Origin of the sequence: Vibrio sp. M260121 (assembly GCF_036533715.1) — a bacterium.
Lineage (GTDB): Bacteria > Pseudomonadota > Gammaproteobacteria > Enterobacterales > Vibrionaceae > Vibrio.
The window spans coordinates 60,866-85,191 of sequence record NZ_JATABF010000011.1; the positions used below are offsets into that span (position 1 = coordinate 60,866).

27 protein-coding genes are annotated in these 24,326 nt (G+C 47.9%); 9 read left to right on the top strand and 18 right to left on the bottom strand.

Annotated features, from left to right (window positions below):
* The first annotated feature begins 149 nt into the window (after positions 1–149).
* Positions 150–740: a hypothetical protein gene (locus QTO06_RS08735; RefSeq protein WP_079401918.1), complete on the top strand. Its 591-nt coding sequence runs from the start codon at positions 150–152 to the stop codon at positions 738–740.
* Between the two features lie 45 nt (positions 741–785).
* Here QTO06_RS08735 and QTO06_RS08740 read toward each other — a convergent pair whose 3' ends face one another.
* The 9 genes from QTO06_RS08740 to fliD all read right to left on the bottom strand — a co-directional run bounded on the left by QTO06_RS08740 (position 786) and on the right by fliD (position 7,397).
* Complete coding sequence (locus QTO06_RS08740; protein WP_331407459.1) at positions 786–1,073, bottom strand: hypothetical protein; 288 nt, start codon at positions 1,071–1,073, stop codon at positions 786–788.
* A gap of 88 nt (positions 1,074–1,161) precedes the next feature.
* Positions 1,162–2,154 carry a flagellar motor protein MotB gene (locus QTO06_RS08745; protein WP_005435951.1) on the bottom strand — a complete coding sequence of 331 codons (993 nt, stop codon included), beginning with the start codon at positions 2,152–2,154 and terminating at the stop codon, positions 1,162–1,164.
* The gene (gene motA / locus QTO06_RS08750) at positions 2,154–3,011 is read right to left on the bottom strand and encodes a flagellar motor stator protein MotA (protein ID WP_331407460.1); all 858 of its coding nucleotides are present in this window, start codon (positions 3,009–3,011) and stop codon (positions 2,154–2,156) included. Before motA ends, QTO06_RS08745 begins: the two co-directional genes overlap by 1 nt.
* Before the next feature lie 10 nt (positions 3,012–3,021).
* The gene (locus QTO06_RS08755) at positions 3,022–3,750 is read right to left on the bottom strand and encodes a FliA/WhiG family RNA polymerase sigma factor (protein ID WP_331407461.1); all 729 of its coding nucleotides are present in this window, start codon (positions 3,748–3,750) and stop codon (positions 3,022–3,024) included.
* 12 nt (positions 3,751–3,762) lie between these two features.
* Positions 3,763–4,272: a flagellar basal body-associated FliL family protein gene (locus QTO06_RS08760; protein ID WP_331407462.1), complete on the bottom strand. Its 510-nt coding sequence runs from the start codon at positions 4,270–4,272 to the stop codon at positions 3,763–3,765.
* 22 nt (positions 4,273–4,294) lie between these two features.
* Positions 4,295–5,353, bottom strand: coding sequence for a flagellar hook-length control protein FliK (locus QTO06_RS08765; protein ID WP_199454007.1), 1,059 nt, complete (start codon positions 5,351–5,353; stop codon positions 4,295–4,297).
* Complete coding sequence (locus QTO06_RS08770; RefSeq protein ID WP_009705006.1) at positions 5,350–5,670, bottom strand: hypothetical protein; 321 nt, start codon at positions 5,668–5,670, stop codon at positions 5,350–5,352. Before QTO06_RS08770 ends, QTO06_RS08765 begins: the two co-directional genes overlap by 4 nt.
* Positions 5,654–6,040 carry a flagellar export chaperone FliS gene (gene fliS / locus QTO06_RS08775; protein ID WP_331407464.1) on the bottom strand — a complete coding sequence of 129 codons (387 nt, stop codon included), beginning with the start codon at positions 6,038–6,040 and terminating at the stop codon, positions 5,654–5,656. The genes QTO06_RS08770 and fliS overlap by 17 nt, the downstream gene beginning before the upstream one ends.
* Before the next feature lie 19 nt (positions 6,041–6,059).
* Positions 6,060–7,397, bottom strand: coding sequence for a flagellar filament capping protein FliD (gene fliD / locus QTO06_RS08780; protein WP_331407465.1), 1,338 nt, complete (start codon positions 7,395–7,397; stop codon positions 6,060–6,062).
* A 417-nt stretch (positions 7,398–7,814) separates the two neighbouring features.
* Between fliD and QTO06_RS08785 the strand changes: the two genes are divergently transcribed.
* A complete protein-coding gene (locus QTO06_RS08785; protein WP_005435960.1) occupies positions 7,815–8,102 on the top strand; it encodes a hypothetical protein in 288 nt (95 codons plus the stop codon).
* A gap of 116 nt (positions 8,103–8,218) precedes the next feature.
* On the opposite strand, the gene lafA is transcribed toward QTO06_RS08785, so the two are convergent.
* From lafA to QTO06_RS08830, 9 genes are all read right to left on the bottom strand, one after another.
* The gene (lafA, locus tag QTO06_RS08790) at positions 8,219–9,067 is read right to left on the bottom strand and encodes a lateral flagellin LafA (RefSeq protein WP_005435961.1); all 849 of its coding nucleotides are present in this window, start codon (positions 9,065–9,067) and stop codon (positions 8,219–8,221) included.
* A gap of 226 nt (positions 9,068–9,293) precedes the next feature.
* The gene (locus QTO06_RS08795) at positions 9,294–10,091 is read right to left on the bottom strand and encodes an EAL domain-containing protein (RefSeq protein WP_331407467.1); all 798 of its coding nucleotides are present in this window, start codon (positions 10,089–10,091) and stop codon (positions 9,294–9,296) included.
* The gene (flhA, locus tag QTO06_RS08800) at positions 10,084–12,174 is read right to left on the bottom strand and encodes a flagellar biosynthesis protein FlhA (RefSeq protein WP_038895901.1); all 2,091 of its coding nucleotides are present in this window, start codon (positions 12,172–12,174) and stop codon (positions 10,084–10,086) included. The genes QTO06_RS08795 and flhA overlap by 8 nt, the downstream gene beginning before the upstream one ends.
* A gap of 31 nt (positions 12,175–12,205) precedes the next feature.
* Positions 12,206–13,333 carry a flagellar biosynthesis protein FlhB gene (gene flhB / locus QTO06_RS08805; RefSeq protein WP_005435967.1) on the bottom strand — a complete coding sequence of 376 codons (1,128 nt, stop codon included), beginning with the start codon at positions 13,331–13,333 and terminating at the stop codon, positions 12,206–12,208.
* A complete protein-coding gene (fliR, locus tag QTO06_RS08810) occupies positions 13,330–14,106 on the bottom strand; it encodes a flagellar biosynthetic protein FliR (RefSeq protein WP_331407469.1) in 777 nt (258 codons plus the stop codon). Before fliR ends, flhB begins: the two co-directional genes overlap by 4 nt.
* The gene (gene fliQ / locus QTO06_RS08815) at positions 14,106–14,375 is read right to left on the bottom strand and encodes a flagellar biosynthesis protein FliQ (RefSeq protein ID WP_005375036.1); all 270 of its coding nucleotides are present in this window, start codon (positions 14,373–14,375) and stop codon (positions 14,106–14,108) included. Before fliQ ends, fliR begins: the two co-directional genes overlap by 1 nt.
* 12 nt (positions 14,376–14,387) lie before the next feature.
* Entirely contained in the window at positions 14,388–15,155 is a 768-nt protein-coding gene (gene fliP / locus QTO06_RS08820; RefSeq protein ID WP_032802164.1) for a flagellar type III secretion system pore protein FliP, read from the bottom strand.
* A gap of 18 nt (positions 15,156–15,173) precedes the next feature.
* The gene (gene fliN / locus QTO06_RS08825; protein WP_005435977.1) at positions 15,174–15,542 is read right to left on the bottom strand and encodes a flagellar motor switch protein FliN; all 369 of its coding nucleotides are present in this window, start codon (positions 15,540–15,542) and stop codon (positions 15,174–15,176) included.
* The gene (locus QTO06_RS08830; protein WP_331407470.1) at positions 15,539–16,357 is read right to left on the bottom strand and encodes a FliM/FliN family flagellar motor switch protein; all 819 of its coding nucleotides are present in this window, start codon (positions 16,355–16,357) and stop codon (positions 15,539–15,541) included. Before QTO06_RS08830 ends, fliN begins: the two co-directional genes overlap by 4 nt.
* 486 nt (positions 16,358–16,843) lie before the next feature.
* On the opposite strand from QTO06_RS08830, the gene QTO06_RS08835 reads away from it, so the two are divergent.
* From QTO06_RS08835 to fliI, 7 genes are read left to right on the top strand one after another with little or no spacing between them, the layout of a single operon-like run.
* Complete coding sequence (locus QTO06_RS08835) at positions 16,844–17,782, top strand: MotY family protein (RefSeq protein WP_331407507.1); 939 nt, start codon at positions 16,844–16,846, stop codon at positions 17,780–17,782.
* Positions 17,782–19,113: a sigma-54-dependent transcriptional regulator gene (locus tag QTO06_RS08840; protein ID WP_009704998.1), complete on the top strand. Its 1,332-nt coding sequence runs from the start codon at positions 17,782–17,784 to the stop codon at positions 19,111–19,113. The genes QTO06_RS08835 and QTO06_RS08840 overlap by 1 nt, the downstream gene beginning before the upstream one ends.
* 14 nt (positions 19,114–19,127) lie before the next feature.
* Entirely contained in the window at positions 19,128–19,484 is a 357-nt protein-coding gene (fliE, locus tag QTO06_RS08845) for a flagellar hook-basal body complex protein FliE (protein ID WP_331407472.1), read from the top strand.
* 3 nt (positions 19,485–19,487) lie between these two features.
* The gene (gene fliF / locus QTO06_RS08850; protein ID WP_005435986.1) at positions 19,488–21,239 is read left to right on the top strand and encodes a flagellar basal-body MS-ring/collar protein FliF; all 1,752 of its coding nucleotides are present in this window, start codon (positions 19,488–19,490) and stop codon (positions 21,237–21,239) included.
* The gene (locus QTO06_RS08855) at positions 21,202–22,221 is read left to right on the top strand and encodes a flagellar motor switch protein FliG (RefSeq protein WP_331407473.1); all 1,020 of its coding nucleotides are present in this window, start codon (positions 21,202–21,204) and stop codon (positions 22,219–22,221) included. Before fliF ends, QTO06_RS08855 begins: the two co-directional genes overlap by 38 nt.
* A gap of 4 nt (positions 22,222–22,225) precedes the next feature.
* A complete protein-coding gene (fliH, locus tag QTO06_RS08860) occupies positions 22,226–22,981 on the top strand; it encodes a flagellar assembly protein FliH (protein WP_331407474.1) in 756 nt (251 codons plus the stop codon).
* On the top strand, positions 22,974–24,323 hold the full coding sequence (gene fliI / locus QTO06_RS08865) for a flagellar protein export ATPase FliI (RefSeq protein ID WP_331407475.1): 1,350 nt from the start codon (positions 22,974–22,976) through the stop codon (positions 24,321–24,323). Before fliH ends, fliI begins: the two co-directional genes overlap by 8 nt.
* The last annotated feature ends 3 nt before the right edge of the window (positions 24,324–24,326 follow it).

A 24,326-nucleotide genomic window follows, 5' to 3' on the forward strand; every position in this document is an offset into this window, starting at 1 on the left:
CGGTGGCTTTGCCTCCTAAATGAAAACCCAGCCTCGACGCTGGGTTTTTTATTTCTGGTCGATTTCTTTAGGCATGCAATGACAATTAATCACTCTTTGCTTTCCTTATTCTTTTTGAATCACTTCTCCGATTCAATAAGGATTCAGATATGAAATCAAAACCACTCACTCTTCTCTTTGGATTATTCATTTCCTTTGGGCTAGCTATGCTTAATGGCTGCTCAAGTGCGACGCCCTTAGATAGCCACCTCATCAGTGCCTCGGGGTTAGATACAGCCTTCTTAATAAGTAAAAAGGCTAGCTTGTTAGGGGAGATGGAGTACTCCAAAGCAGACACCAAAAGTAATGCTGCGCTTAACCAAACCCAAACCAGTATCAAAGTATTTAAAGATGACCAAAACACACTAACACTGGCCCAAGTAAAGAGCTGCAACAATTGCAATTATCAGCTAGAACGTAGACAGAAAGGTGTATTGTTTCCCGTTGGTGGTGAAAACCAACACACTTACATCGGTAGAAAGAAGTTAGAAGACTTGTACTCGGAGCATCCGGTTTATGTGGACAAGATTCGTTCTTTTATCACAGCTAACCCATCGCTAGAAGCGCATGAAGAAGCGTGTCTTGACGTGCTAGCTATCTACTCAAAAACCAGCCGTATCGAGGTTGGAACCATCACCAGCTGTGCAACGCCGCTAAAAAGTCATTCGATTAAAAATGTGCAAATGGTGCCTCTAAGCTAGCGTTTCTGCTGGATGGGCAAAAGTGCAATCGCATCATGCTTGAAGTTACACCAGAAAGAAAAAATACAGGAAGCAGACGAACGCCAGTAGCGTCGCTGAAAGTACAGGATAGATGATGTAAGAATCATGGTTGCTGGTACGCTGGTAGCAGAACGAAACCAGCAAGATATTATAAACCACGAGCAGTAGGCTAATCATGGTGCCGCTGTTAAGATTGAGGCTTGATAGCTGAGTGAGAAAAAACGCCAACAATAGGTAGTCGAAAATGATCAGCCAGAGAAAGGCTTTTTTAAGCGAGTCATTTTTTGATTTATTGGGCGCGGGTACGGGCATATCGAACTCAACTAAACAAATTTCAGCAATATTATCGTTGGAAATAAAAGGTCACGCAGAGGGTAGAAACTGGTGACCTTTTAGGGGGTTAGAGGTCTTGAATCTGAGCTTTTTGATCGCTCGGTTCGACCGAGTAACGAATCACTTCTTGCCTAATGACGGGCTGATTAAATTCCGCTTGTTGCTTGGCCTTTTGTAACTCACTGCCTTCTTGATTGCCAAAGAAGGTTTCCAAAACTTGTGCCGCTGGCGTAGTCAGAATAAACAACTCGATTCGACGGTTTTCGCTAGAGTCGGGCTCTTCAGGGTTCAGTAACGCCCGATCCGACATTCCCGTCACTTGCATAACGCGATCATCTGGCATGCCACCTTCCACCAAGGTATTTCTTGCCACATCAGCACGAGAGGCAGACAACGCCCAGTTTGATTGTCGACCAAAACGCTTCTTGAACGGTGTCGAATCAGTATGACCACTGATGATCAATGGATTGCTGATGCGTTCAAACACGGGAGCAAGCGCAAGTAATAAGTCTTCAAAGAAAGGGGTCAACTCAGCGCCGCCGCGGCTGAACATGTGCTGCTTGTAGTCATCTTGCAAAACAATACGCAGACCTTGCGGTGTGATGGTGACATTAACGTTACCCTGCGCACTGATTTGCCCGACGACTTCATCAATTACTTTAGCCAGCAGAGCAAGTTGCTCTTGAGTGTCGAAATTGCCCGGGATAAGTGAGTCTATCTCTGGGCCATCGCCGTCCCCTTGAAAGAACGAGCTGACGACATGGTTGGAGTTGTGTTTACTTGGCACAGAAGAGTCCTGTGCCAAGTCGATAGGAGAGATACTTTGTGAGGTATCGAAAGGGTTGCCGTAACTCTTATCAAAAACGCTCGAACTATGAAGGTGCGCCACAATGGCTTTGCGCTCTTCCTTGTCGACCACTTGCATGACCCAAAGGACAAGAAACAGCGCCATCAACGCGATCATGAAGTCGGCAAACGCGACCTTCCACGCGCCACCATGAAACTCATCATGGTTATGTGCTTTCGCGCGTTTGAACACCACATGCTCTTGTTTTTGCATTATCCCTCCTGTTCAGCTAGCCACTTCTCCATTTGGTTGAAAGTTGGTTTGATGTCTAACTGAATGTGTTTACGGCCAGCGTCGATAGCGAGCAATGTTGGTTTCTTCGCTACGTAAGCAACCAAAGTGGCGCGTACACACTCGAAAGCCGTCATGTTTCGTCTAACTCGTTGAGCCATGGCGTTACTGAGTGGATCTAAACAACAGTAACAACCGAAAATACCAATGAATGTACCAACGAGGGCGGCGGCAACGTGATAACCAATCAGTGCAATTGAGCCGTCAATGGCTTGCATGGTGATGATGATGCCACCGACTGCCGCAAGAATACCGAACCCAGGAAGAGCCTCTGCCGTGCGCTGCATAGAGCGTGAAGGCAAAAGCATCTCGGTTTGAATCGCTTCGATTTCTTGTTCTAACAGTCCCTCTAATTCATGAGGCGACATTTGTCCCATTGCCATTAAACGTAAATTGTCGGTAATGAAAGAAATTAGACGATGATCGTTACTGACTTTTGGATAAGCGAGGAAAATTGAGCTCTGCTCTGGTGATTCAATGTGCGAATCGAGAAACTTAAAACCGCGGCTGCGTGCGGTTTCGAGTAGGTTATTAAGCAGCGCCATCAGCTCCATGTAGTACTCATACTCTTGACGCGGGCCAGAGATGGTCGCACGTACTTGCTGACGCATTTCTTTTAACACTTGGGGCGGGTTGCCAATGATCAGTGAACCTGCGGCCGCACCGATGATGATCAAAAACTCGGCTGGCTGCCAAATTGCACCTAGGTTACCGCCTGCCCACATGTACCCGCCGAAGACACACATCAGGACGGTAATGGCTCCAAAAAACTTTTGCATCTTGTGACTCCTAAGAGGACATTAATTGGTTGAGTTGTTTAAGCGCTTGTTTGTGCAACTGACAGATGCGAGGTGGTGTCAGGTCGAGCACGAGCGCGATTTCATGGAGGTTGAGTTCGTGTTGATAGAACAAGGTGAGCAAGAGCTGATCGCGCTTCGACATTTTGCCAAGTGCGGTGTCTAAACTACGACGAATGTGTTCATGTTCCATACCGTCGTATTGGCCGCCGAAGTGGCTGTCTCCACCTGTTTCCATCAGTTGATCAAGGCTTTGCATTTCGCCCGCCAGTGCTGCATTTTGACGGTTGTAGAAGTCTTGCTCGTCAGTGCCAAGCGCTTTGATGATTTCAGCATCGGTCGGCATTCTGCCCAGCGCACGAGTGAGGTCTCGGGTTACGTCGTTCAACTCATGCGCTTGTTGGCGGGTTTTGCGAGAGCGCCAATCTAAACGGCGAAGCTCGTCCAAAATCGCGCCACGAACACGACAAACCGCAAAAGCGGGGAAGTGTGGGTCATCCACATCCCCATAACGACGTCCAGCTTCGACAAGCGCTATCAAACCAATTTGCTGCATGTCTTCAATACTGCAATGAGAGGTCGCGTGAACGCGCAGCTGGTTGACCACGCGTTTGACCATGACTTGATGACGTTGCAGCAAGGCATTTTCATCAATTGGGCAAGACGGAGTATTCACTTCCTCCGTCGCGGTATAACTTTCCTGTAAGTTCATCTCCAACATAGCTGTGCTCCGTTATTGCACAACGTATTTGGTCAGCAGAACATCATCGATATCGCGAACGATGTCAGTTTTTGCAAAGGCCAGTAGTAGGGTTTCCTTCACTTCGCTTTGCAGAATATCGATAGCGCCCGTTTGTTGAAGCTCATCAAAGGTTTTGTCACTGAACAGTTTTAACAGCGAGTTTTGTACCATTGGCATGTAAGCATCGATGTTCTTCATGCGTTCAGGACGGCGTGTTTCCACGGCAAGCTCAAGCATCACAAAGTGCGTCTGCTTTTTGCCTTTGATGGTCAGAACCACTTTGTCTAAAGGATGAAAGCTTGGGCCTTTCGTCGTCGGTTGCTCAGCAGTCAGGAAAGCCAGCGGAGAATCTTCTAAGAAAGTGCTCACGCTCGACTCTGATGAAGAAGACACCGAACTTTTGTTGAGGTACCAAATACCGCCTACCACAGTGGCAGCGGAAACGAGGGCACTGGTGATGATCATGGCGATAAACAGGGCGATCATTTGTTGTTTGGTCATAACCTTTTTCCTCGATGTTTAATTAGGCTTGAGTGTTCAGCCAATGCTCTGAATAGTTTGTTGTTGTATGTGTTTGAAATGCGTTGGTTTCACGCGCAGCGAAGATGTTTGCCTCTTCTTGAGCACCATCATGTGCTTGTCTTTCTTGACCTTGGTCCGAACCTACGTTGACATCTACATGCACAAAGTTTTGTTCTTGAAGCTCGGTGCGAAGGCGCTCAGATACTTGCATCAAGGCTTCACGAGTTGCAGCAGTATTGGCGTTGATTTGCACGCTCAGGCGGTCACCTTCCACGCGTACCAGCAAATCCAACTTGCCCAGTTCTGGTGGGTCGAGGCGGATCTTGGCTTCTTGTAGGTTTTGCTGAGCCTGCAAAGTCACGCGGTCTTGCAGTACTTGCATCATCTGCTCGCCCCATCTACCAGAGCTGGTATCCACGCGAACGGCCGCCCATTCGGCACCTTGAGCTTGAGTCGCTGCCAGTGGTGAGGTTGGGTTCGAATGCGGCGCTGCTCCTGTTGTTTGCGCTTGTGAGCTGGTCACTAGTACTTGCCCTTGAGCGGGTTGATTAAGCAGAGTTTGCAAGTCCGAAGCCGACACCTTTAGTGTGCTCGTTGAGCTGGTTTGAGGGGCGTTTTGGCTCTCTTGCACTGTGGCGTTAAGCATTAGGTTTGCTTGGTTTCCGACATTTGTATTTTGAGACACCTGGCCTGCCGATACTTGCGCAAGTTGGTCGGTTTCGCCTTGCTTAAGCGCGGTTTTGCTCATTCCTTGGATGAGGACTTGCGCTTGAGTGGCGAGATCCGTGGTAGCAGGAACCGCAGTCAGTAACGCGCCATCAGGGCTGACTTCAGCGTTGAGTTCCTGTGTGTCAGCTTCTGGTGGGGTAGCTTGCGTCGGTAAGGCTTGTGCATTTAAACGAAACCCCGCAACCACAAGAGGTGCGTTGGTTTGGCCCTGTTGATTTACCGAGGTTGCATCGGTTTGCGAAAAGCCTTGCTCTGAACGCGCTTGTGAGATTTTGCCAGCTGATGACGACTGAGAAGGCGCATTTGCAGGCACTGAATTGGTTACCATCATTGCGTGAGCTCCATCGTCATCGCGAGCTGATAAGCCATGGCACGTTCTTGTTGATCGTTCACCATATTCATCTCTTGTTTTAGCTCGCTGGTGGCTTTTTCCAATGCCGTGAACGCGCACGCATGCACGGCTTTTGCTCGCTGAATTTCCGGTGCGAGTTTCGGATCTTTCAAAAATGGCTTATGGCTGATCAGCAGTTCACGCAACTGTAAGTCGTAGCGTTTAAGCGCTTGCCAATCGGCCGTTTTAGTCGCGATTTGGATCAGTTTTGATAAGTGGCGAAATCGCTCTGGCGACACTTTATGCTTGCTGTCCAAAATTCATCCATCCTTCTCGTACGTTACCCATCACGCGCTCTACGTTGTCTAAACGTGCTGCGTCGTTCTGTGTGCTGGCGTAATACAACTCGACTTGGCAGAAGTCATAGAGCTGACGTAAGTTTTCCGCGATTTCGCCACCGTTTTCGTCATCTAACGCACTGCTTAAGCCGATAAGGATGTTCATGCACTTGTTAATGCTAACGCCTTTTGCTTCTAGGCGGCTCGCGGCAAGGTGGCCACGAATACGTTCAATTTCATCGAGTAACCCATCGATCAACATAACGACGAGTTGGTGTGGGTTGGCTGATGCTGCTTGCGCATCAAGATCGACCTGTTGGTATGAGTCGTAGCCGGAATCCATTAGCATGAGTACTTCTCCTAAAGCCTTAACCAAACATCGACATGGTTTGGTTCATTTGCGTCATTAAGGTGTTCATTTGAGTAAACTGGGTGAGGTAGCGGTTGTACGACATCTCGTACTTGCGTTCTAAAGTGGTTTGTTTGTCTTCAATTCGGTCTAAGTTGGCTTGCAGCGCATCTTTGCGAGAATTGAACGTGCCTGAAGAGAACTTCAAGAATGGTTCTGCCATGTCATCAAGCGAGTCGAGCAAGGCGCCATCACCGTTAAACATGGTTTCTAGTGCAGCACTGTTGTTCTTCTGTGCTTCGGCAAACTTATCCTGATCGACTTTCATTTTGCCGTCACGATCAATAGTGATGCCGACTTCACTTAAACGCATACCACCATGCTCTCCACGAACGAGCGTATTCAATTGGCTCTCAATAGAGCGCAGGGTAGGGTCACTGGCGAGCACACCACGAGCTTGGTCTTCGCCGCCGATTTGAGTGTACTCATCTAAGGTCGAAATCAATGCGTTATAGGTATCGACAAACTTGGTGATTTGTTCTTTCGTTCCCTCGCTATCTGCGCCTACTTCCATTGAGATCGGCGCTTCTCCTGAGGTTTGTGCTTTGGTGACGGTGATGTCGACACCATCAATCACGCCTTCAAAAGTATTGCTAGAGTTGGTGAGCTGAAGTCCTGTGCCTTCCGCGCCAAGCCAGATAACAGCATCTTGTGGTTTGCTGATTTCTGTCGTGTTGGTGAACGCATCTTCAAACCAAGCTTGTCCTGTTCCCGTCGCATTGACATTGATGGTGTTTGCCACGCCTGTCTCGGTACTAGAGAGCATTAAGTGTGTTTGTCCGTTTGAGCGAACAAGTGTGGCATTTACGCCTGGGTTATCAGGGTTGTTGTTGATTGCACTGACTAGGTCTGTCACGGTCGCTTTGCCATCGCCGTCGGTATCTACCGTCGACATATCTAACGTCATAGTTTCACCGTTGATGGTGAACTCTAGAGTGCCTGTAGTCGGAACTTCCGTTGAGGCATCTAGATTTGCTGGCATGCCAGTAGAGATTTGGTGTGACGTTGCGACTTGCTCAACAAAGATCTGGTAGTTACCGACTAACGCGTTCGCATCGGCACTCGCGGTGAAAAAGCCATCTTGAGAGGTCGTTGCCGTATTCTTGATGATGCTGTTTGTGCTGCTGTTCATCTCGTTAACCGCAGTGCGGAACTCACGTAGTGCACTTTCCACCTTACCTAAAGCAGTAAGCTGCGCCTGGTATCGATCGGCTTGCAATTGGTAGCGCTGTTGAAATGGCTGAACATCTAACGTGGCGAACTGGGTTGCCATAGTAATTGGATCTAACGAACTCATGAGGTCGCTCCCTCTCTCATCTGTATTTGGCTTTTGTTGTGCCAGTAATAAATACTCAATCGCAAGATGTGTGCCTGATGTTTATATCTATATAAAACAGTATCTTACGATATTTTTTGTTAGTTGGGAGGAAGCGCTTTTTCCACCTTGTTGGTTCCGCTTTCCCCTTGATGGTTAAAGGGGTTTCCCAAATAAAACAGGCGACCAAAAAGGCTGAAAGATTTAATCCAATGGAGGAAAGAAAGAAGAGGTATGGGGTTGTATGCATAACGAGCAGAATTCGGCGTTTACTGCTAAAGGATTCAGATTTTTCTGACCCTGTCTGAATGCAAAGGTTTGCTATCTTATGCCCCTGCAATTTTTGTGGTTGCTAACGTCTGGCTATTCCCCCCAATTCGACTAAAAAGAACGACAGTAATGAATGAATTTGTTTTACGACTGATGAAGTGTGCCCGTGCGTATGAGGCTTTCATTGGCACTAAACTACGCAGTAAACAGAACATTAATGCCGAAGAACTGGCGAACATCCGCATAGAAGCGATCTCTCGATTCCCCGAACTCAAAGCGTATCAACCTCATCGAGGAGTAGAGTCCGCCGAGTTGGAGTTGTTCAACAAGGTTTTGCACAACACCATGCTAAAAGCCGGTTTCCGTATTCCTGCTAGCCACACCAACGAAGCCACTTCCATCTACATCCGTCGCTAGAATTCTTTTCCAAACGCTTTTTTGCAGACAAAGAAAAAGCCTCCCGGATGAAGGGGAGGCTTTGAGCTTTCGGACGAACTAAATTTTGCGCGTTGTTAGCGAATAGAAAGGTTCTATTAACGCAGTAGCGACATTGCCATGCCTGGCAGCTGGTTAGTTTGAGAAAGAACTGTGGTACCTGCTTGCATTAGCATTTGGTTCTTAGTCATGTTTGAAGATTCAACTGCAAAATCTGCGTCAGTGATACGGCCTTTCGCTGCAGATGTGTTCTCAACCATGTTGCTTAGGTTCACTACTGTGTGGTCTAGGCGGTTGATTGTTGCACCCAATCCAGAGCGTGCTGCACCTACTTCATCAATAGCTGTAACTAGAGCATCCATAGCTGCGCTTGCATCACCACCGCTGCCAATGTCTAGGCCTGGTACTGTTGTTTTTAGAGCAGTATGTGCCGCTGCAACGTCAGTATCTACTGTTGTTGCTAGGTCTAGAGTTTCTGCAGAAGAAGAACCGATTTGTAGAGTAAGACCACCCGCTTTAATACCAGCACCAGTAATCAATGTATCGCCAGCGTATTTGGTGTTATCCATGATGTTTTGTAGCTCAGTACCTAGTTCTGCAAATTCTTTTTGAAGAGCATCTTGGTCTTTTGCTGTGTTTGTGCCGTTTGCAGACTGAGTCGCTAGGTCGTTCATACGGTACAGAATGTTAGTTGCTTCATCGAAAGCACCTTCCGCTGTTTGCAGCATAGACGTACCGTCTTGTGCATTACGCATCGCTACACTCATACCGCGAGTTTGAGCTTCTAAACGGTTAGAGATTTGTAGGCCAGCTGCATCGTCTGCTGCTGAGTTGATGCGGTAACCAGTGCTCAAACGCTCCATTGCAGTGTTAAGTAGGTTACTAGTGTTGCTTAGCGTGTTTTGAGTAACCAGCGAAGCGTAGTTAGTGTGCATTGATAGAGCCATAATCTGTTCTCCTTGATTGTTCAATGTGGGACTATCGCCCCGCTCACTAACTAGAGGCGGTCGGTTGGTTTTAATGATTAATTGGAAATTTAAAAATTTTTTCGAAATCGCCTAATTTGATGATTTTTGGTGATGTCTATTCCAGAAAATCCGCATTTTAAGGCTATTCAGACTTAAAAAAGGGCGAGTTCTTATTGCTGAACTCGCCCTTTATCGTTATCCCAGTTTATTCATCGTCGAACGATTTAAACGACAATGAGGTGGGAATATCACTGAAATAGCCGAAGTAATAACTCGCACCAAGTAAGCGGTAGCGATTGAGCTCATTTTGGCTTGCGACTCTCCCGGCTACCCAAGGAAATTGGTTGCGACGCAGAAAGCGCGCTATAGGTAGGAACGCGTGCTGATCTTGTTTGTTTTCCATGGTGACGGACAGCTTGATCATGTCGGGTTCAAACTCAGCGATGCGCTCGAAGTGTGCTTGGCTGGTCGCGATTTCAAACCATAAGGCATACGCATTGTCTTTCAGTTGCTCAACCAAAGTGGTGACTCGTTCGTGCAGACACAGGGCTTCATCGGCCTGCAAAGAGGGTACCACATGCTGAAATGCCGCCTTGTGGAACTGAATCATTTGATTCAAAAAATAGCCGCCTGCCTGCCACAACAAAGCGTCAACACGAATGGGCACGACGACATTGCTGATAAGGTCGGGATGAAAGGTCTCAAGTTGGAACTGTGTTTGGCGTAGCGCTAAATACAAGCTGTAAAAATCTAAGCAATATTGCATTTGCTCTGACAGTTCAAACTGATAGACACTCTGTTCGCCGCGTAGGCCAAAGCGTAGAGTGAGGTGTTGGTATTCCACCTCGCCAGTTTTGGTTTCACGGATGGCCTGACAGGCGTGTTGAATGTCATTGTGTTTAAGTGCATCAAACACCAGTTGGTCGTCGTCCGTGACAATGTGTTGCAGTGCGAGATCGCACAAATAGTCGTACATCGCTTTTGTTGAGATGAGATTAACCAAGGTTTCCTACCACGTTGATCTGTTTGTTTTCTGGAATTTCATTGTAAGACAGTACCGCCAATCCTTGGGTAAAGGTACGTGCGTATCGTGCCAGCAATGGGCGCAGTTGAGGCATGACCAATAAGATTGGCGGCAGCCCTTGTTGCTTCAATTGCTGACGAATTAAAGGCAAGTTCTGTTGGAACTGGCTAAGAATGTTTGGCTCGATTGGGAAACTATCGAGCATGACAGCGCCTGCGGCTTGTGCTTGTTGTAACGACGTCATTAGCATCTGTTCAAGTTCATCAGACAAGGCGTAGACGTTCAGTTCGTTTTTCTGACCTGCGACTAAGTTAACCAAGGTTCGCTTAAGTGCGCAGCGAACATCCGCCGCGAGTAAAATCGGATCTTTGGTGTTTTCTGAAGATTCCAACATGGTGTTAGCGATGGTGCGAATGTCTTTCAATGGCACTTGGTCGAGCAGAAGCTGACGGTAAACCTTAAGTTGCTGTGCTGGCGTTAGTGCAGCGGCTAAGGCTTCAGCCAATTTTGGCGCTTGCGCCGTAAGACGTTGAGTCATGGCTTCAACATCGTCATGGGTAAACAATTCAGCCAAATTGGTTTTCATGATTTTGCTGATGTGTGTGGCGATAACCGTGCCATCATCAACCACTTGGTAGCCCATGTTCAGCGCTTTCGCTTTGTCTTGATGTTCAATCCAAACCGCAGGCAGTTGGTAGGCTGGGTCACTGCCAAGAATACCATCCACTTCGCCATAGGTTTCACCCACGGCAATCGCCATCAAACGTTCTGGCTCGATAAAGCCTTGCTCAATCACTTCGCCGTTCAGAGCAATAGTGTATTGGTTCGGCTTTAAACTTAAGTTGTCGCGGATACGCACTTCCGGAAGTAGAAAGCCCACTTGTTCGGATAGATTACGACGAACACCGCGAATACGCTGCGCCAAAGGTGCACCTTGCTCTTTGTTAACCAAGTGCACCAATCGGTAGCCCAACGCCAGAGACAGGGTATGGACATGAGGAATATCGTCCCAAGTAAGTGCGGTTTCTTCTTCCTGCATCGCATGAGAAAGTGCTTCTACTTGGTCGATTTGCGTATCTTGCACTGGCTTTTTGCTCTGTCGCCAACCTGCAAATGCCAATACTGCTGCAAAGGTGAAGAACGCGAGATGAGGCATTCCCGGAACTATACCAATAACAACCATGATCGCTGCTACGGTAAACAAGGTAGCCGGAGTTGCGAGCAACTGCTTGTGCATGGTTTCCGACATGCCGTTATCGCTGTCGTTAATACGCGTCACGATAATCGCGGCAGCGGTAGCAAGCAACAGTGATGGAATTTGAGCAACTAAGCCGTCACCGATAGTCAGTAGGGCGTAAGTCTTGAAGGCTTCTGATGCAGGCAATCCGTGCTCGAATACACCAATGCTGATACCACCAATGATGTTGATGAACAGGATCAGCAAGCCGGCAACCGCATCACCACGAACAAACTTGGACGCACCATCCATTGAACCGTGGAAGTCTGCTTCGTTCGCCACTTCTTTGCGGCGTTGACGTGCGGTTTCTTGGTCAATCAAGCCTGCATTTAAGTCGGCATCGATGGCCATTTGTTTGCCCGGTAGCGCATCCAAGGTAAAGCGTGCTGATACTTCAGAAATACGTTCGCCACCTTTGGTGATCACGACAAAGTTAATGATCATCAAGATGATGAACACCACCATACCGACCACGTAGTTACCGCCGATCACCACTTCACCGAAGGCTTGAATCACCTTACCAGCAGCATCGCCGCCGTTGTGGCCTTCAAGCAATACGATACGCGTTGAAGCCACGTTCAGAGTAAGACGCAGCAAGGTCGCGACCAACAGAATGGTTGGGAAAATCGAAAAGTCGAGTGGTCGCTTCGCTGTGGTGCTGACCAACAATACTAAGATGGCTAATACGATATTGAAGGTGAACAGCGCATCCAATAGCAAGGGTGGCAAAGGCAAGATGACCATCGCCAGTACCATCAACAAGACGATTGGAATGCCAATGTAGCCTTTGGTGGAAGTTTGAAGTTGTTTTAACCGGTTAAACATACTCTGGTGTCCTTGGGTAAACGCGGGTTAATCAGTGTTGCAAATGCTTTGGAATTGAAAAATGAGGCAAAGGCGTTGGCTCTTTTCCATCCCCTTTACGGAAGGCTTTCAACTGCAAAACGTAAGTCAGAATGTGTGCCACGGCGATGTAGAGCTGGCTTGGTATGGCTTGTTCAATCGCAGTGGTGTGATAAATCGAACGAGTCAGCGGCGGCGAGTTGATGATCTCAACTTTGTTCTCGCGTGCGATGCGTTGAATGTGCATGGCGGTTTCATCGACGCCTTTGGCTACCACAAATGGTGCATCGGACAGGGATGGCTCGTACTTCAATGCAACGGCATAGTGGGTCGGGTTTGTGATCACCACGTCTGCGGTGGGCACCATCTTGTCGATTTTTCGACGTGCGAACTGTTGCTGAATTTGGCGAATGCGTTGTTTAACTTCAGGTCGACCTTCGTTGTTCTTAAACTCTTCTTTCAGCTCTTGTTTGGTCATGCGCAGCTCTTTGAGGTGCTCCCAACGTTGATAAGGAATATCAATCACCCCAAACAACAACAGGGCAAAGCCCATTAGCAACAGACCTTCAAACAGAATCGACATGATAAGTGAGAAGCCTTGGCTGAGTGGTAAGTTTTGCATGCCAAGCAGTGGCTGAAGGTGGTTGTCTAGGTAGCCATAAAGAATGCCGAAGATGACTAACACTTTGACGGTGGATTTAACCAACTCCACCACTGAGCGAGTGGAGAAAATACGCTTAATGCCCGAAATAGGATTGAGCTTACTCAGTTTCGGTAACACGTTCGCTGGGCGGAACATCCAGCCGCCTAACACCATGCTACTGCCAAAGGTGACAATGATGATGACCGTGAAGAGAGGCAAGAGCATCTCAATGATCACCGCGAGGCTTTGACCAAGATGCTCCACCAATTGCTTTGGGTTTTCTAGGTCTGCCTTGGTTAAGGTCATGTTGTAACGGAATACGCCCGACATGCTCTCCCAAATGCTATTGAGCTGGGAATAGAAAAACATCGCAACAGCTAAAAAGATAACCGCGGTAGTGAATTCTTTTGCGCGGGGAATTTGCCCTTCTTGGCGGGCTTTTTTCACCTTCTGGGGGGAGGCTTTCTCGGTTTTGTCTTGAGACGACTGTTCGCTCATGCGCCCCCCAACATAAAGTTATTTAAGAAACGAATGGTGTCGTGGACTAACGCGGTATAGCGACTTGGCACCCCAGAGACAGAGATCAACACGCTGAATAAGCCTAAGAGCATGGTCATCGGAAAACCCAGCGCATAAACGTTTAGAGAGGGCGCGGCTCGGTTCATCACACCAAAGCTGATGTTGGCGAGCAGCATAGAAACGATCGCTGGTAATGCTAAGGCAAGCGCAGAAGCAAACATCCACCCAAAGATATTTACGACGCCTTGCAAAGACAGGGCGGTGATACCCGATCCCACCGGCCAAACGACAAAGCTCTGAATGACGATGTCGATAACCAGTAAATGCCCTTCAAGCGCAAGAAACAGCAGAGTTGAGAAGATAAGGAACATGCGACCGAGAATCGCCACGGACAAACCGTTAACCGGATCGTTCATCACGGCCATACCCAAGCCCATTTGCAATGAAATTGTCTGGCCGAGCATGGTGAAAACATTGAATAACATGTGCAGGATTAAGCCGAACATCAGACCCCATATCGCTTGCTCAAACGCTAAGAAAAGCGAGGTCATTGAGAACAGTTCGACTTCTGGCATTGGTGGCATCAGTGGCGCGGTGATCACCACAATTGAGATGGCAAGCAAGCTGCGAACCCAGACTGGAATCAACGCGTCACCAAAAAATGGCATGGAAATGAACACGGCACCGACGCGAAAAAATGGCCACCAAAGCTGACCTAGAATCACAGACAGTTCCGCAAACGTGATCGCCATTAGCCGATCATCCCCGGAATGTTGTGGAACAAGAAATCAAACAGCTCCATAATTTTTCGCAGCATCCAGTGACCGGCAAAAATCACCATTAGCAGCGTGACCAACAAACGTGGCAGGAAGCTTAGCGTTTGCTCGTTAATTTGCGTTGCAGCCTGAAATACGGCAATACACAGGCCGACAATCAAACCCGGTACGACCAAAACGGCCACCATCAAGATGATCAGCCAAACAGCATCAGAAAATAGGGTAACGGTGAGTTCCGGTGTCATGATGCGCTCCCACTATCCAAAGCTGGCGGATAGTGTGCCGACCGTCATTGCCCAGCCGTCGACCAACACAAACACCACCAATTTGAACGGCAGAGAAATGATCAGGGGTGACAGCATCATCATACCCATAGCCATCAAGACGCTGGCGACGACAAGGTCGATGATCAGGAATGGGATAAACAACATGAAGCCGATTTGAAACGCGGTTTTCAGCTCACTGATGACGAAAGCTGGCAATACGACTGCAAACGAAATGTCTTCCACATTTTGGTCGATGGGCTCGTTGGCAATACGTAACATTTGTTCCAGCGAGCTTTGGTGGGTTTGTGCCAACATAAAGTTTCGCACTGGCTTTTCGGCCACCGAAAACGCCTGCATCAAGGTGATCTCGCCATTGTCATAAGGCTTAAAAGCATTGTCGTGGATATCGGTCCAAACAGGGCGCATGATCAGTAACGTCAATGCCAGTGCAATGCCGACCAAAACACGGTTTGGCGGGCTTTGTTGTAGACCTAATGCCTGACGCAGAATCGCCAAAACCACGATAATGCGCGTAAAGCTGGTGGCCATGAGGATGAAAGCTGGCAAGAAGCTGAGCGCCGTCATCAGCAATAGAATCTGCAGCTTAACGCTGTACTCTTGCTGCGTGTCCCCGTCGGAAACGGATAAGATGGTTAAACCGTTGTCAGCAGCCATGGTTGGAAGCGTAAACAACAGCAAACCAAGCAATGCAATCACCAACAAAGGTAATCGACGTTGACTGGCACCCAGAACATTCATCGCACAACCCACCTGAAACTATCGACCTACGCTGTTAAGCGCAGAATCATGAACGTTGATCAGGCGTAGGCCATATTTGTCGTTAATGACCACGACTTCCGCTTGTCCCATTAGAGAACCATTTACTTTTACATCAAGTGGTTCACCATTGAGCTTGTCCAGTTCAATCACTGTTCCTTCACCGGCTTTCATCAAGTCGCCCAAAGGAATTTCTTTGCTCGCCACCTCAAGAGTCACGGTAACCGGGATGCTTTTGAAGAAACTCAAATCGCGCTCAGCAACGGGCTCAGGAGCGAAAGCTTGTTCGGTTTCGAAATCTTCTAATTGAAAATCGTCAAAGTTTAATTCATCGGCGTCGAATGCTTGGTTCTCTTGCGCTTCGCTCATCGCTGCGATTCCTTATCTGGGTTAAAGATCAATACAAGCTGACCGTCTTGTTCTGCAACACGACCAGAGAAAAGAGTTTGGTTACCAATGCTTACTGGCACGGTGTTGAGAAGCTCGATGGGCAATATATCGTCCGGTTGCAATCCGACCACATCACTCAGTGCCATGGTTTTCTTGCTCAATACGACATTGAGACGCACCGGTGTTGATTCCAGAGAGCGACAAAACGGCTGATACAAGTCCGTATCGTTATGAAGGGCTAACTGCTCGATCAAAGTTTGAATCATGGTGCTATCAAGCTTGAGATGAATGGCACCTTGGAAATCTTCAAACGCGATTGAAAGCTCAGCATGCAGACCGATACCTCGTGGCGTTTCGTATTCGCAGGGCTGCCACATTTCTTGCGGCGCTAGCCAGTTGATGATGATTCGACTGATACGCTCTTGAAGGCGCAGGTCACTCGCGGTCAAGCTAGTAGAAGTACGCTCTGTTGCCGCACCGTAAAAACGGTCAGCCAGTTTGATTAATGCTTGTGCGTCTCCATGGATATACACCATGCCACCATCTTGATGCTGATAAGTGGAGGTTTGGTCTTTATCCAATAACGTTGGCGAGAATCTGTGTAACTCTACTGCAATTAAATTCGCTTCGATTTTGTTGGTGATGAGCCAATTTTGTAATTCATTGGTTAGGCTTGAACAAGATTCTGAAATCAAACTTTCGAGCTTTTCACGAATGATATGAATAGGTTTGCCTAGCAACTCTACATCAAGCAATTTGATGTCGGAAATAGGCTCGTTAACTCTGCTTTCCATTTATATTTTACCGTGCGTTAACAAACGAAACTGTTTTAACTTAATTGCGGACAGTCTACACAGACTTTTTTATGATCCTTTAGTTTCAACTTTAAAGATTGTGACTTTAGTTCACATGTTGATTTGAAGCTAACCATAGGTACTTTTAATAAAAATTAAAAAGAGTTAGTTTTGACTTATAAAAGAGTTAATAAAAAATTATAACAATTATTAGCTAAGTTGTTGTTAATTCGGTCAGTTTATGCTGATGGAGAAAACAGCGACTTTTTCAATTTGAGCTTTGTAACTCATTGTTTTGTTGGTCTGAAAAAGTCTTTCGACGAATGCTCCTCTAAGCTGCATGAACGATTAATGACCACTTTTAATATTTCAGAATAGGGAATTAATATGATTACCTATGCCAAATTTTTTCATCCAATGGCATATTTAATTAAACCTTCAATGTCAGGGTTGTGTGATAAATACCTGCAAAGAAGAGGTTTGATAATATTTTCTAAAGTATTCCTATTAGCTGGTTTAACTTCACCTAATTTTTCATTGGCAGGTGAAAAAATCACCATACCCATGGACCTTTCTACTTGGCTATATAAAGGAAATAAATTTGAGTGCAACTTAATGCATTCAAATATTCCGCAGGGGAAGTTTTATTTCCTAGCAGAACCAAATAACCAAGTTACATTTATTGCTGACGTTCACAATAACAACAATAAATGGAATAACGTTTTATTGTTTAGTGAGAGCGCTCCTTGGGAAAAAGAGCTTTTAAGGAAAGAAGAGGCTTCTCTTGCATTAACAACAGCAACGAATCAGTTTGCTTTCACGCATGGGACGGAGCCCCTACTTAAAGCCATTACTTCCGGAAATTGGGTTACGTTGTCACTAAGCGGAAAGAATGATTCCGCCATCAGTAGTGTCACCTTACCAACCATTCAAATTCAAAATGCGTTGGCGTCATTCAATCAATGTCGAGCGCAGTTGCCGAAGTTGTCGTACTCCCAAGCTCGTGATGTGAACTTACCATTCCAGTTTGGACAAAAAACACTAAGTCGCAGCCAACAAAGCACTATCGCAGCGTTATACAGCTACATTTCTGTCGATGATCGCGTCACCAAGATTCTGGTTGATGGTCATACCGACAATGTTGGCTCTCAATTGGCGAGCTTAACTGTATCTCGCCAGCGAGCGGAGCAAGTCGCAGAAGCTCTGGTTCAACAAGGTGTTGACCGTTCGTTGATTGAAGTTCGTGCTCATGGCTCGCGATACCCAATAGCAAGCAATAACACTCAAGCGGGACAAGCTAAAAACCGTCGCGTGACGTTGCGTCTTGTTCGAGATAACGAGCGTGTGGTTGCCAAAATCAACGTTGCTACCAACAACGCAGAAGTAAAACAACAAACCCAACAAGAGAAGGTAAAGGTTCAATGATGACGAAAACGGATATTTTGTTGGTTGAGCCAAATGAACACCTCGCTCAACCAGTGCTTGATGTACTTGGGAATGCTGGTTATTCCGCAAGACACAGCCGCACTGGTCGCAGCGCGCTATTGGAAGAGCGAGCTTGCATTACGTTGGTCAGCTCAAACTTACCGGACATGTGTGTGCGTGAGTTCGTCGCTTGTCATCAAAAGCAGCGCAATGCTGGCGTGGTGATTGCGATTGTTGACCAAGAGCAGGGCATTTTGGCGGCGGAGACGATGAAGTCGGGTGCGACGGATTACTTGCTTCGCCCATTTGAAACAAACCAATTGCTGAACTTGCTCAAGCGTGTAGAAGCGTTGGGCAAACCACTGGCAAACATCGTTGCCGAATCATGGCGCAGCAAACAAGTGCTTCAACTCGCGCATCGCGCTGCGTGTACTAATGCTAGCGTACTTATTACTGGCGAATCTGGCACGGGTAAGGAAGTGCTAGCGCGTTACGTTCATGAGCAATCGCCTCGTGATGATGGCCCGTTTGTTGCCGTGAACTGTGCCGCTATTCCAGAATCAATGCTGGAGGCGGTGTTGTTTGGTCACGTGAAAGGGGCATTTACCGGAGCCACCAACTCGCAAAGTGGTAAGTTTGAAGAGGCCAATGGCGGCACAATTCTGCTCGATGAAATTGGTGAAATGTCTCCAGCGGTTCAAGCAAAGTTGTTACGTGTACTTCAAGAGCGCGAAGTAGAACGTGTTGGCAGCCACAAAGCGATTCAGTTAGATATCCGAGTGATAGCCGCGACCAACAAAGACTTGCGTGAAGAAGTGCAAAAAGGCACGTTCCGTGAAGATCTTTACTACCGCCTAGATGTGCTGCCATTGCATTGGCCGCCATTGCGTGAGCGCAAAGAAGACATCTTACCTATCAGCCAATTCTTTATTGAAAAATACCAAGATAGCAGCCGTTGTCATCTGTCCCAAGATGCCATTGCTGCGCTGAGCCAGTACCACTGGCCGGGTAATATTCGCGAACTCGAAAACGTCATTCAACGAGCACTTGTCATGCGCCATGGGGATTACATCACCGCTCATGATCTAATGTTGCCGATTGAATTGCTGACGCCAGTGCCTTCCGCTGAGCCTGTTTCAAGCTTTGGCCATGTCGAAGCGAAGAAGCAAGCCGAGTTCCAATTCATCCTAGATAAATTACGTCAGTTTGGTGGAAACCGAACCAAAACCGCCAACGCTTTGGGTGTGTCTACTCGGGCGTTACGTTACAAGCTTGCAGCAATGCGCGAACACGGTATTGATTTACAGTCGGCGCTTGGCTCGGCTGCCTAAAAGGAGAAAAGTAGATGGCAAGTCAACCAACTAATGCAGTCTCAGCAGAGCAGTTAATGCTGTCTAAAATGGAGGCGATGCGAACGCAAGTTCAGCCACCTGAATTTGTTGTGAGTGCAAACCCGTTAGATCAACAGACTTTGAATGCACCGATTTCTTTCTCACAAGCGATGACCAATGTGCTCGACACGGTCAATCAGCATCAATCGGTAGCAAGCCAAAAAATGACCGCAGTTGAAACCGGCGCGAATGACGATTTGGTCGGCGCGATGGTCGCCAGTCAAAAGGCGAGCCTTTCATTCAATGCTTTGATGCAAGTGCGCAACAAAGTGGTCATGTCCTTTGAAGATATCATGAAGATGCCGGTGTAACCCATGTCAGAACTATCCACTCAAGTGGCCGGAAATTCTGCAATGCACGCCGGCTCCACTCAGACTCTGTCCTCAAACCGTGGGATGGATGACGTAACCAATAAACTCAAGCAACTGTGGTCAAGCAGCCAACGTAACTTGGTGTTGTCTGCGGTTTTAGCGGCCATTGTTGCGGCTATCATCGTGGTAGCACTTTGGAGTTCTTCGCAAAGTTTCCGTCCGCTTTACAGTCAGCAAGAGCGTTTTGATATCGGCGAAATTGTGTCGGTATTAGAAACTGAAGGCATAAGCTACCGCATGCAAGAGCAAAATGGCCAAGTATTGGTTCCAGAAGGTGAAGTCGCCCGTATCCGCATGTTGCTTGCGTCGAAAGGTGTCAAAGCCAAACTGCCTACGGGTTTAGATTCGCTTAAAGAAGACAGCTCTCTGGGTACGAGTCAGTTTATGGAAACGGCGCGTTACCGCCATGGTTTAGAGGGTGAGTTAGTGCGCACTATCATGTCGCTGAATGCGGTCGCAAACGCGCGAGTGCACTTAGCGATTCCTCGTCAAACCTTGTTCGTGCGTCAAAACACGGAAAACCCTTCGGCTTCTGTCATGTTAGAACTCAAGCCGGGTGAAGATCTTAAGCCAGAACAGGTGGAAGCGATCATCAATTTAGTGGTTGGCAGTGTCACGGCAATGAAGCCGGAATTTGTTTCAGTGATTGACCAATACGGCCGACTACTTAGTGCAGATGTGGCTTCTGCCGAGGCAGGTAAAGTCAACGCGAAGTACCTTGAATACCAAAAGAGTGTTGAGAAGCAGATTATCCAACGAGCGGCAGACATGCTAACGCCAATCGTGGGGCCAAGTAACTTCCGCGTACAAGTTGCGGCAGACATGAATTTTAGCCAAGTCGAGGAAACCCAAGAGATCCTTGATAACGCGCCAGTGGTTCGCAACGAGCACACCATTCAAAACAATTCTGTTGATCAAATTGCGCTGGGCATTCCAGGCTCGCTGAGCAACCAACCGCCAGTAACGGGTGAAACACCAACCAACGATAGCCAGAACACCAATGCGCGCTCAGAGATCAACCGTCAGTATGCGGTAGGCAGTAGCGTGCGTCGTACTCAATACCAGCAAGGCCAAATCGAAAAGTTGAGCGTTTCGGTATTGCTTAACTCGCAAGCGGCACCAGACGGCGTTGCTTGGAGTGAAGCGGACAAAACTCAGATCTCAACCATGATCATGGACGCCGTAGGTATCTCAAATACTCGTGGTGACAGTCTAAGTTTGATGAGCTTTAACTTCACTCCGATTGAGATTGATGCGCCGCCAGCACTGCCTTGGTGGCAAGACCCGACGGTACAGCAGCCACTGCGCTACGTGATTGGCGGCATGCTGGGCTTAGCGATGATCTTCTTCGTGCTTCGTCCTTTGATCATGCACCTAACGGGCGCGGACAAACCAGCACCAGAGCTTGAATTTGCTGAGCCACAAGTGGAGCCGGAATACGACAATCTTCAAACTCGTGAAGAGCGTGAGCGAGAAGAAGTGCTTAACCGAAAACTGTCGGAGAAAGGCATTGCCGTGTCGTCTGGCTTAGATGTGAACAGCGATATGCTGCCGCCAGCAGGCTCTCCACTCGAGATTCAATTGAAACACCTACAGCTTATTGCTAACGAAGAGCCAGAGCGTGTAGCCGAAATTCTGAAACAATGGGTAAACATCAATGAACACAGCGCAGTCGACGTCAAAGCAGACGCTTAGTTATGTAGAACAAACCGCACTTGTGCTGTTGGGCATGGGTGAAGATGCGGCCGCCAAAGTGTTGCAGCACTTCAGCCGAGATGAAACCCAACGCGTCACACGTGCAATGGCAAAGTTGAATGGCATTAAGAGTGATTCTGCACGAGGTGTGATTCAACATTTCTTTGAAGATTTTCGTGAACACAGTGGTATCCGCGGCGCATCAAAAGAGTACCTATCGAATACGCTGCGTAAAGCATTGGGTAATGACCTAGCGAAAGGCTTACTCAACAATCTGTATGGCGATGAAATTCGCAACAACATGCAGCGTTTACAATGGGTAGAAGCAGAAACGTTGGCACGCTTTATTGTCAATGAACACCCTCAGATGCAAGCTATTTTCTTGGCCTATTTGCCAGCAGACAGCTCTTCTGCGGTTTTGAAGCATCTACCTCAGGATTACCACGATGAAATCTTGTTCCGTATAGCTCAATTGCAAGACATCGACCATCAAGTGGCGAATGATTTGCATGAACTGGTGGAGCGTTGCATCGAGAAAGTGTCAGCAAGTCAAAGCACAACGCTTTCGGGCGTGAAACAGGCCGCAGACATCATTAACCGATTCGAAGGTGACCGCGCATCCTTGATGGAAATGCTCAAGTTGCACGACGAAAACGTGGTCAACGAAATCGAAGAGAACATGTTCGACTTTATGGTGCTTGGCCGTCAGCGCGAAGAAACCATGGATGCGCTTGTTCAGCAGATCCCGTTGGAATTGTGGGCGGTGGCATTAAAAGGCTCCGAAATTACCTTGCAGCAAACCATCAAACGTTCAATGCCACAACGCATGGCGAAAGCATTGGAAGACGACATGGAGCTGCGTGGTGCAGTGGTACTGAGCCGAGTACAGCGTGCTCGCCAAGATATTATGCAGTTGGTAAGAGAGCTTGATGAAGCGGGCGAAATCCAACTGGTACTCTACGAAGAACCAACGGTGGAGTAAAGCGATGAGCGAAAGAAGATCAAGTGCCATGCGCTTACCACCAAGCGGCTACCGTTTACATCGCTTTCCGCCTTTGGCTCAGCCAGTGAACATTGAAGATGACTTCGCCCTAGACGAGCAAGGTTGGCAAGATACGCAAGCGGATGTTCAACAGCAGCTTGAGGCTGGCTTCCAGCAAGGTCTACAACAAGGGCATGATGAAGGGCTCCGTCAAGGGATTGAACAAGGCAAACAACAAGGATTGCTTGAAGGGCAGAAAGAAGGCTTCCAGAAGGGATTCATCTCTGGTGAGCAATCTGGTAAGCAAAGCTTTGTCGAAGCGGCGAAGCCCGTCAATGAACTGTTTCAAGTCTTATCTCGTTGGCAAAATGACAAAGAACAACAGCAGCGTCATATGATTTGTGAGCTGGTGCAGAAGGTAGCGCAGCAAGTGATTCGTGCGGAGCTCACCTTGATGCCACAACAAATTCTGGCTCTTGTTGATGAAACCTTGTCAGCCATGCCGGGTAAAGCGGAAAGCGTGATTGTTCATCTCAATCCTCAGGACTTAGAGCGAATTACGCAAATCAATGCTGATTTACCAACGGCTTGGAAGTTAGTAGCAAATGCGGAACTGCCCGTTGGTGGATGCCAACTTGTGACAGAAGACGCAGAGGCAGACGCAAGCTGCGATTCACGTCTGCAAGCCTGCATGGATAACGTAAAACAGCATTTGCTTGATGAAGTCTCGATGCCACAAGTAGAGACTGAGCATGAGTAATACATTGAGCCATGAACTGTTAAACGAACGATTGAGTGATGCGTTGGCGTCGCTCGATTCGATTCCTGTTGCGCGAGTAACGGGACGTTTGATTAAAGTGAACGGCTTAATGCTGCAAGCCGTCGGGTGCCGATTCAAACTTGAACAGCGCTGCTTAGTGGAAACGGCAGAAGGCGACATGATCGAGGCACAAGTGGTTGGCTTTGATCATACCGTGGCCTACCTAATGCCAATTCGCCGCTTAGGGGGCTTGTTCGCTGGCGCCAAGGTGATTCCCCTTGATGGCGACAGTACGGTTCAACTCAGTTCACAATGGCTAGGGCGTGTAGTGAATGGACTTGGCGAACCTTTTGATGACGGTGCGCCGCTTAAGGGGGGAGATCGTGTTTCACTTGAACCTAAACCGATCAACCCACTTAAGCGTCGTCCTGTTGATACGCCTTTAGACGTTGGCGTCCGCGCGATCAATGGTTTGCTCACCGTGGGCAAGGGACAACGCATCGGCTTAATGGCGGGTAGTGGTGTCGGTAAAAGTGTCCTTATGGGTATGATTACTCAAAACACCGAGGCCGATGTGATTGTGGTGGGCTTGATTGGCGAACGTGGCCGAGAGGTGCGTGAGTTTGTTGAACGAAACCTAACTCCAGAAGCGCGTAAAAAAGCCATTATCGTTGCCGCGCCAGCCGACGAATCTCCGTTAATGCGATTGCGTGCGACACTACTTTGCCATCGTGTGGCGGAGTATTTTCGTGACCAAGGCAAAGATGTCTTACTGCTGATGGACTCATTGACGCGTTACGCGATGGCACAACGTGAAATTGCCCTTTCCTTAGGTGAACCACCTGCATCACGAGGTTATCCGCCTTCGGTGTTCAGTGTATTGCCTCAGCTTCTTGAGCGAGCAGGGAACAGCGAAAACCCCCACGGCAGTTTAACTGCGATCTATACCGTTCTCGCAGAGGGGGATGATCAACAAGACCCGGTGGTGGATTCGGCGCGTGCTATTCTTGATGGGCACGTGGTGTTGTCTCGTCAACTGGCTGAGCAAGGCCATTATCCAGCGATTGATATTAACGCCTCCATCAGCCGTTGTATGAACGCTTGTGCCCATGAAGCGCACAGTACGATTGCGAATAACTTCCGTCAGCTTTATTCCAACTATCTGCAAGTGAAAGAGTTATTGCCTCTTGGTGGATACCAACCAGGGCAAGATCCTGAACTGGATCAGTCGGTTTCTATGTATCCGCATTTACGTGCTTATTTACAACAGTCAGCCAATGAAGCGGTGGACTATCCAACCAGTTTGACGTCGTTAGCACAGATGTTTCAAAGCGAGCCGTAATTG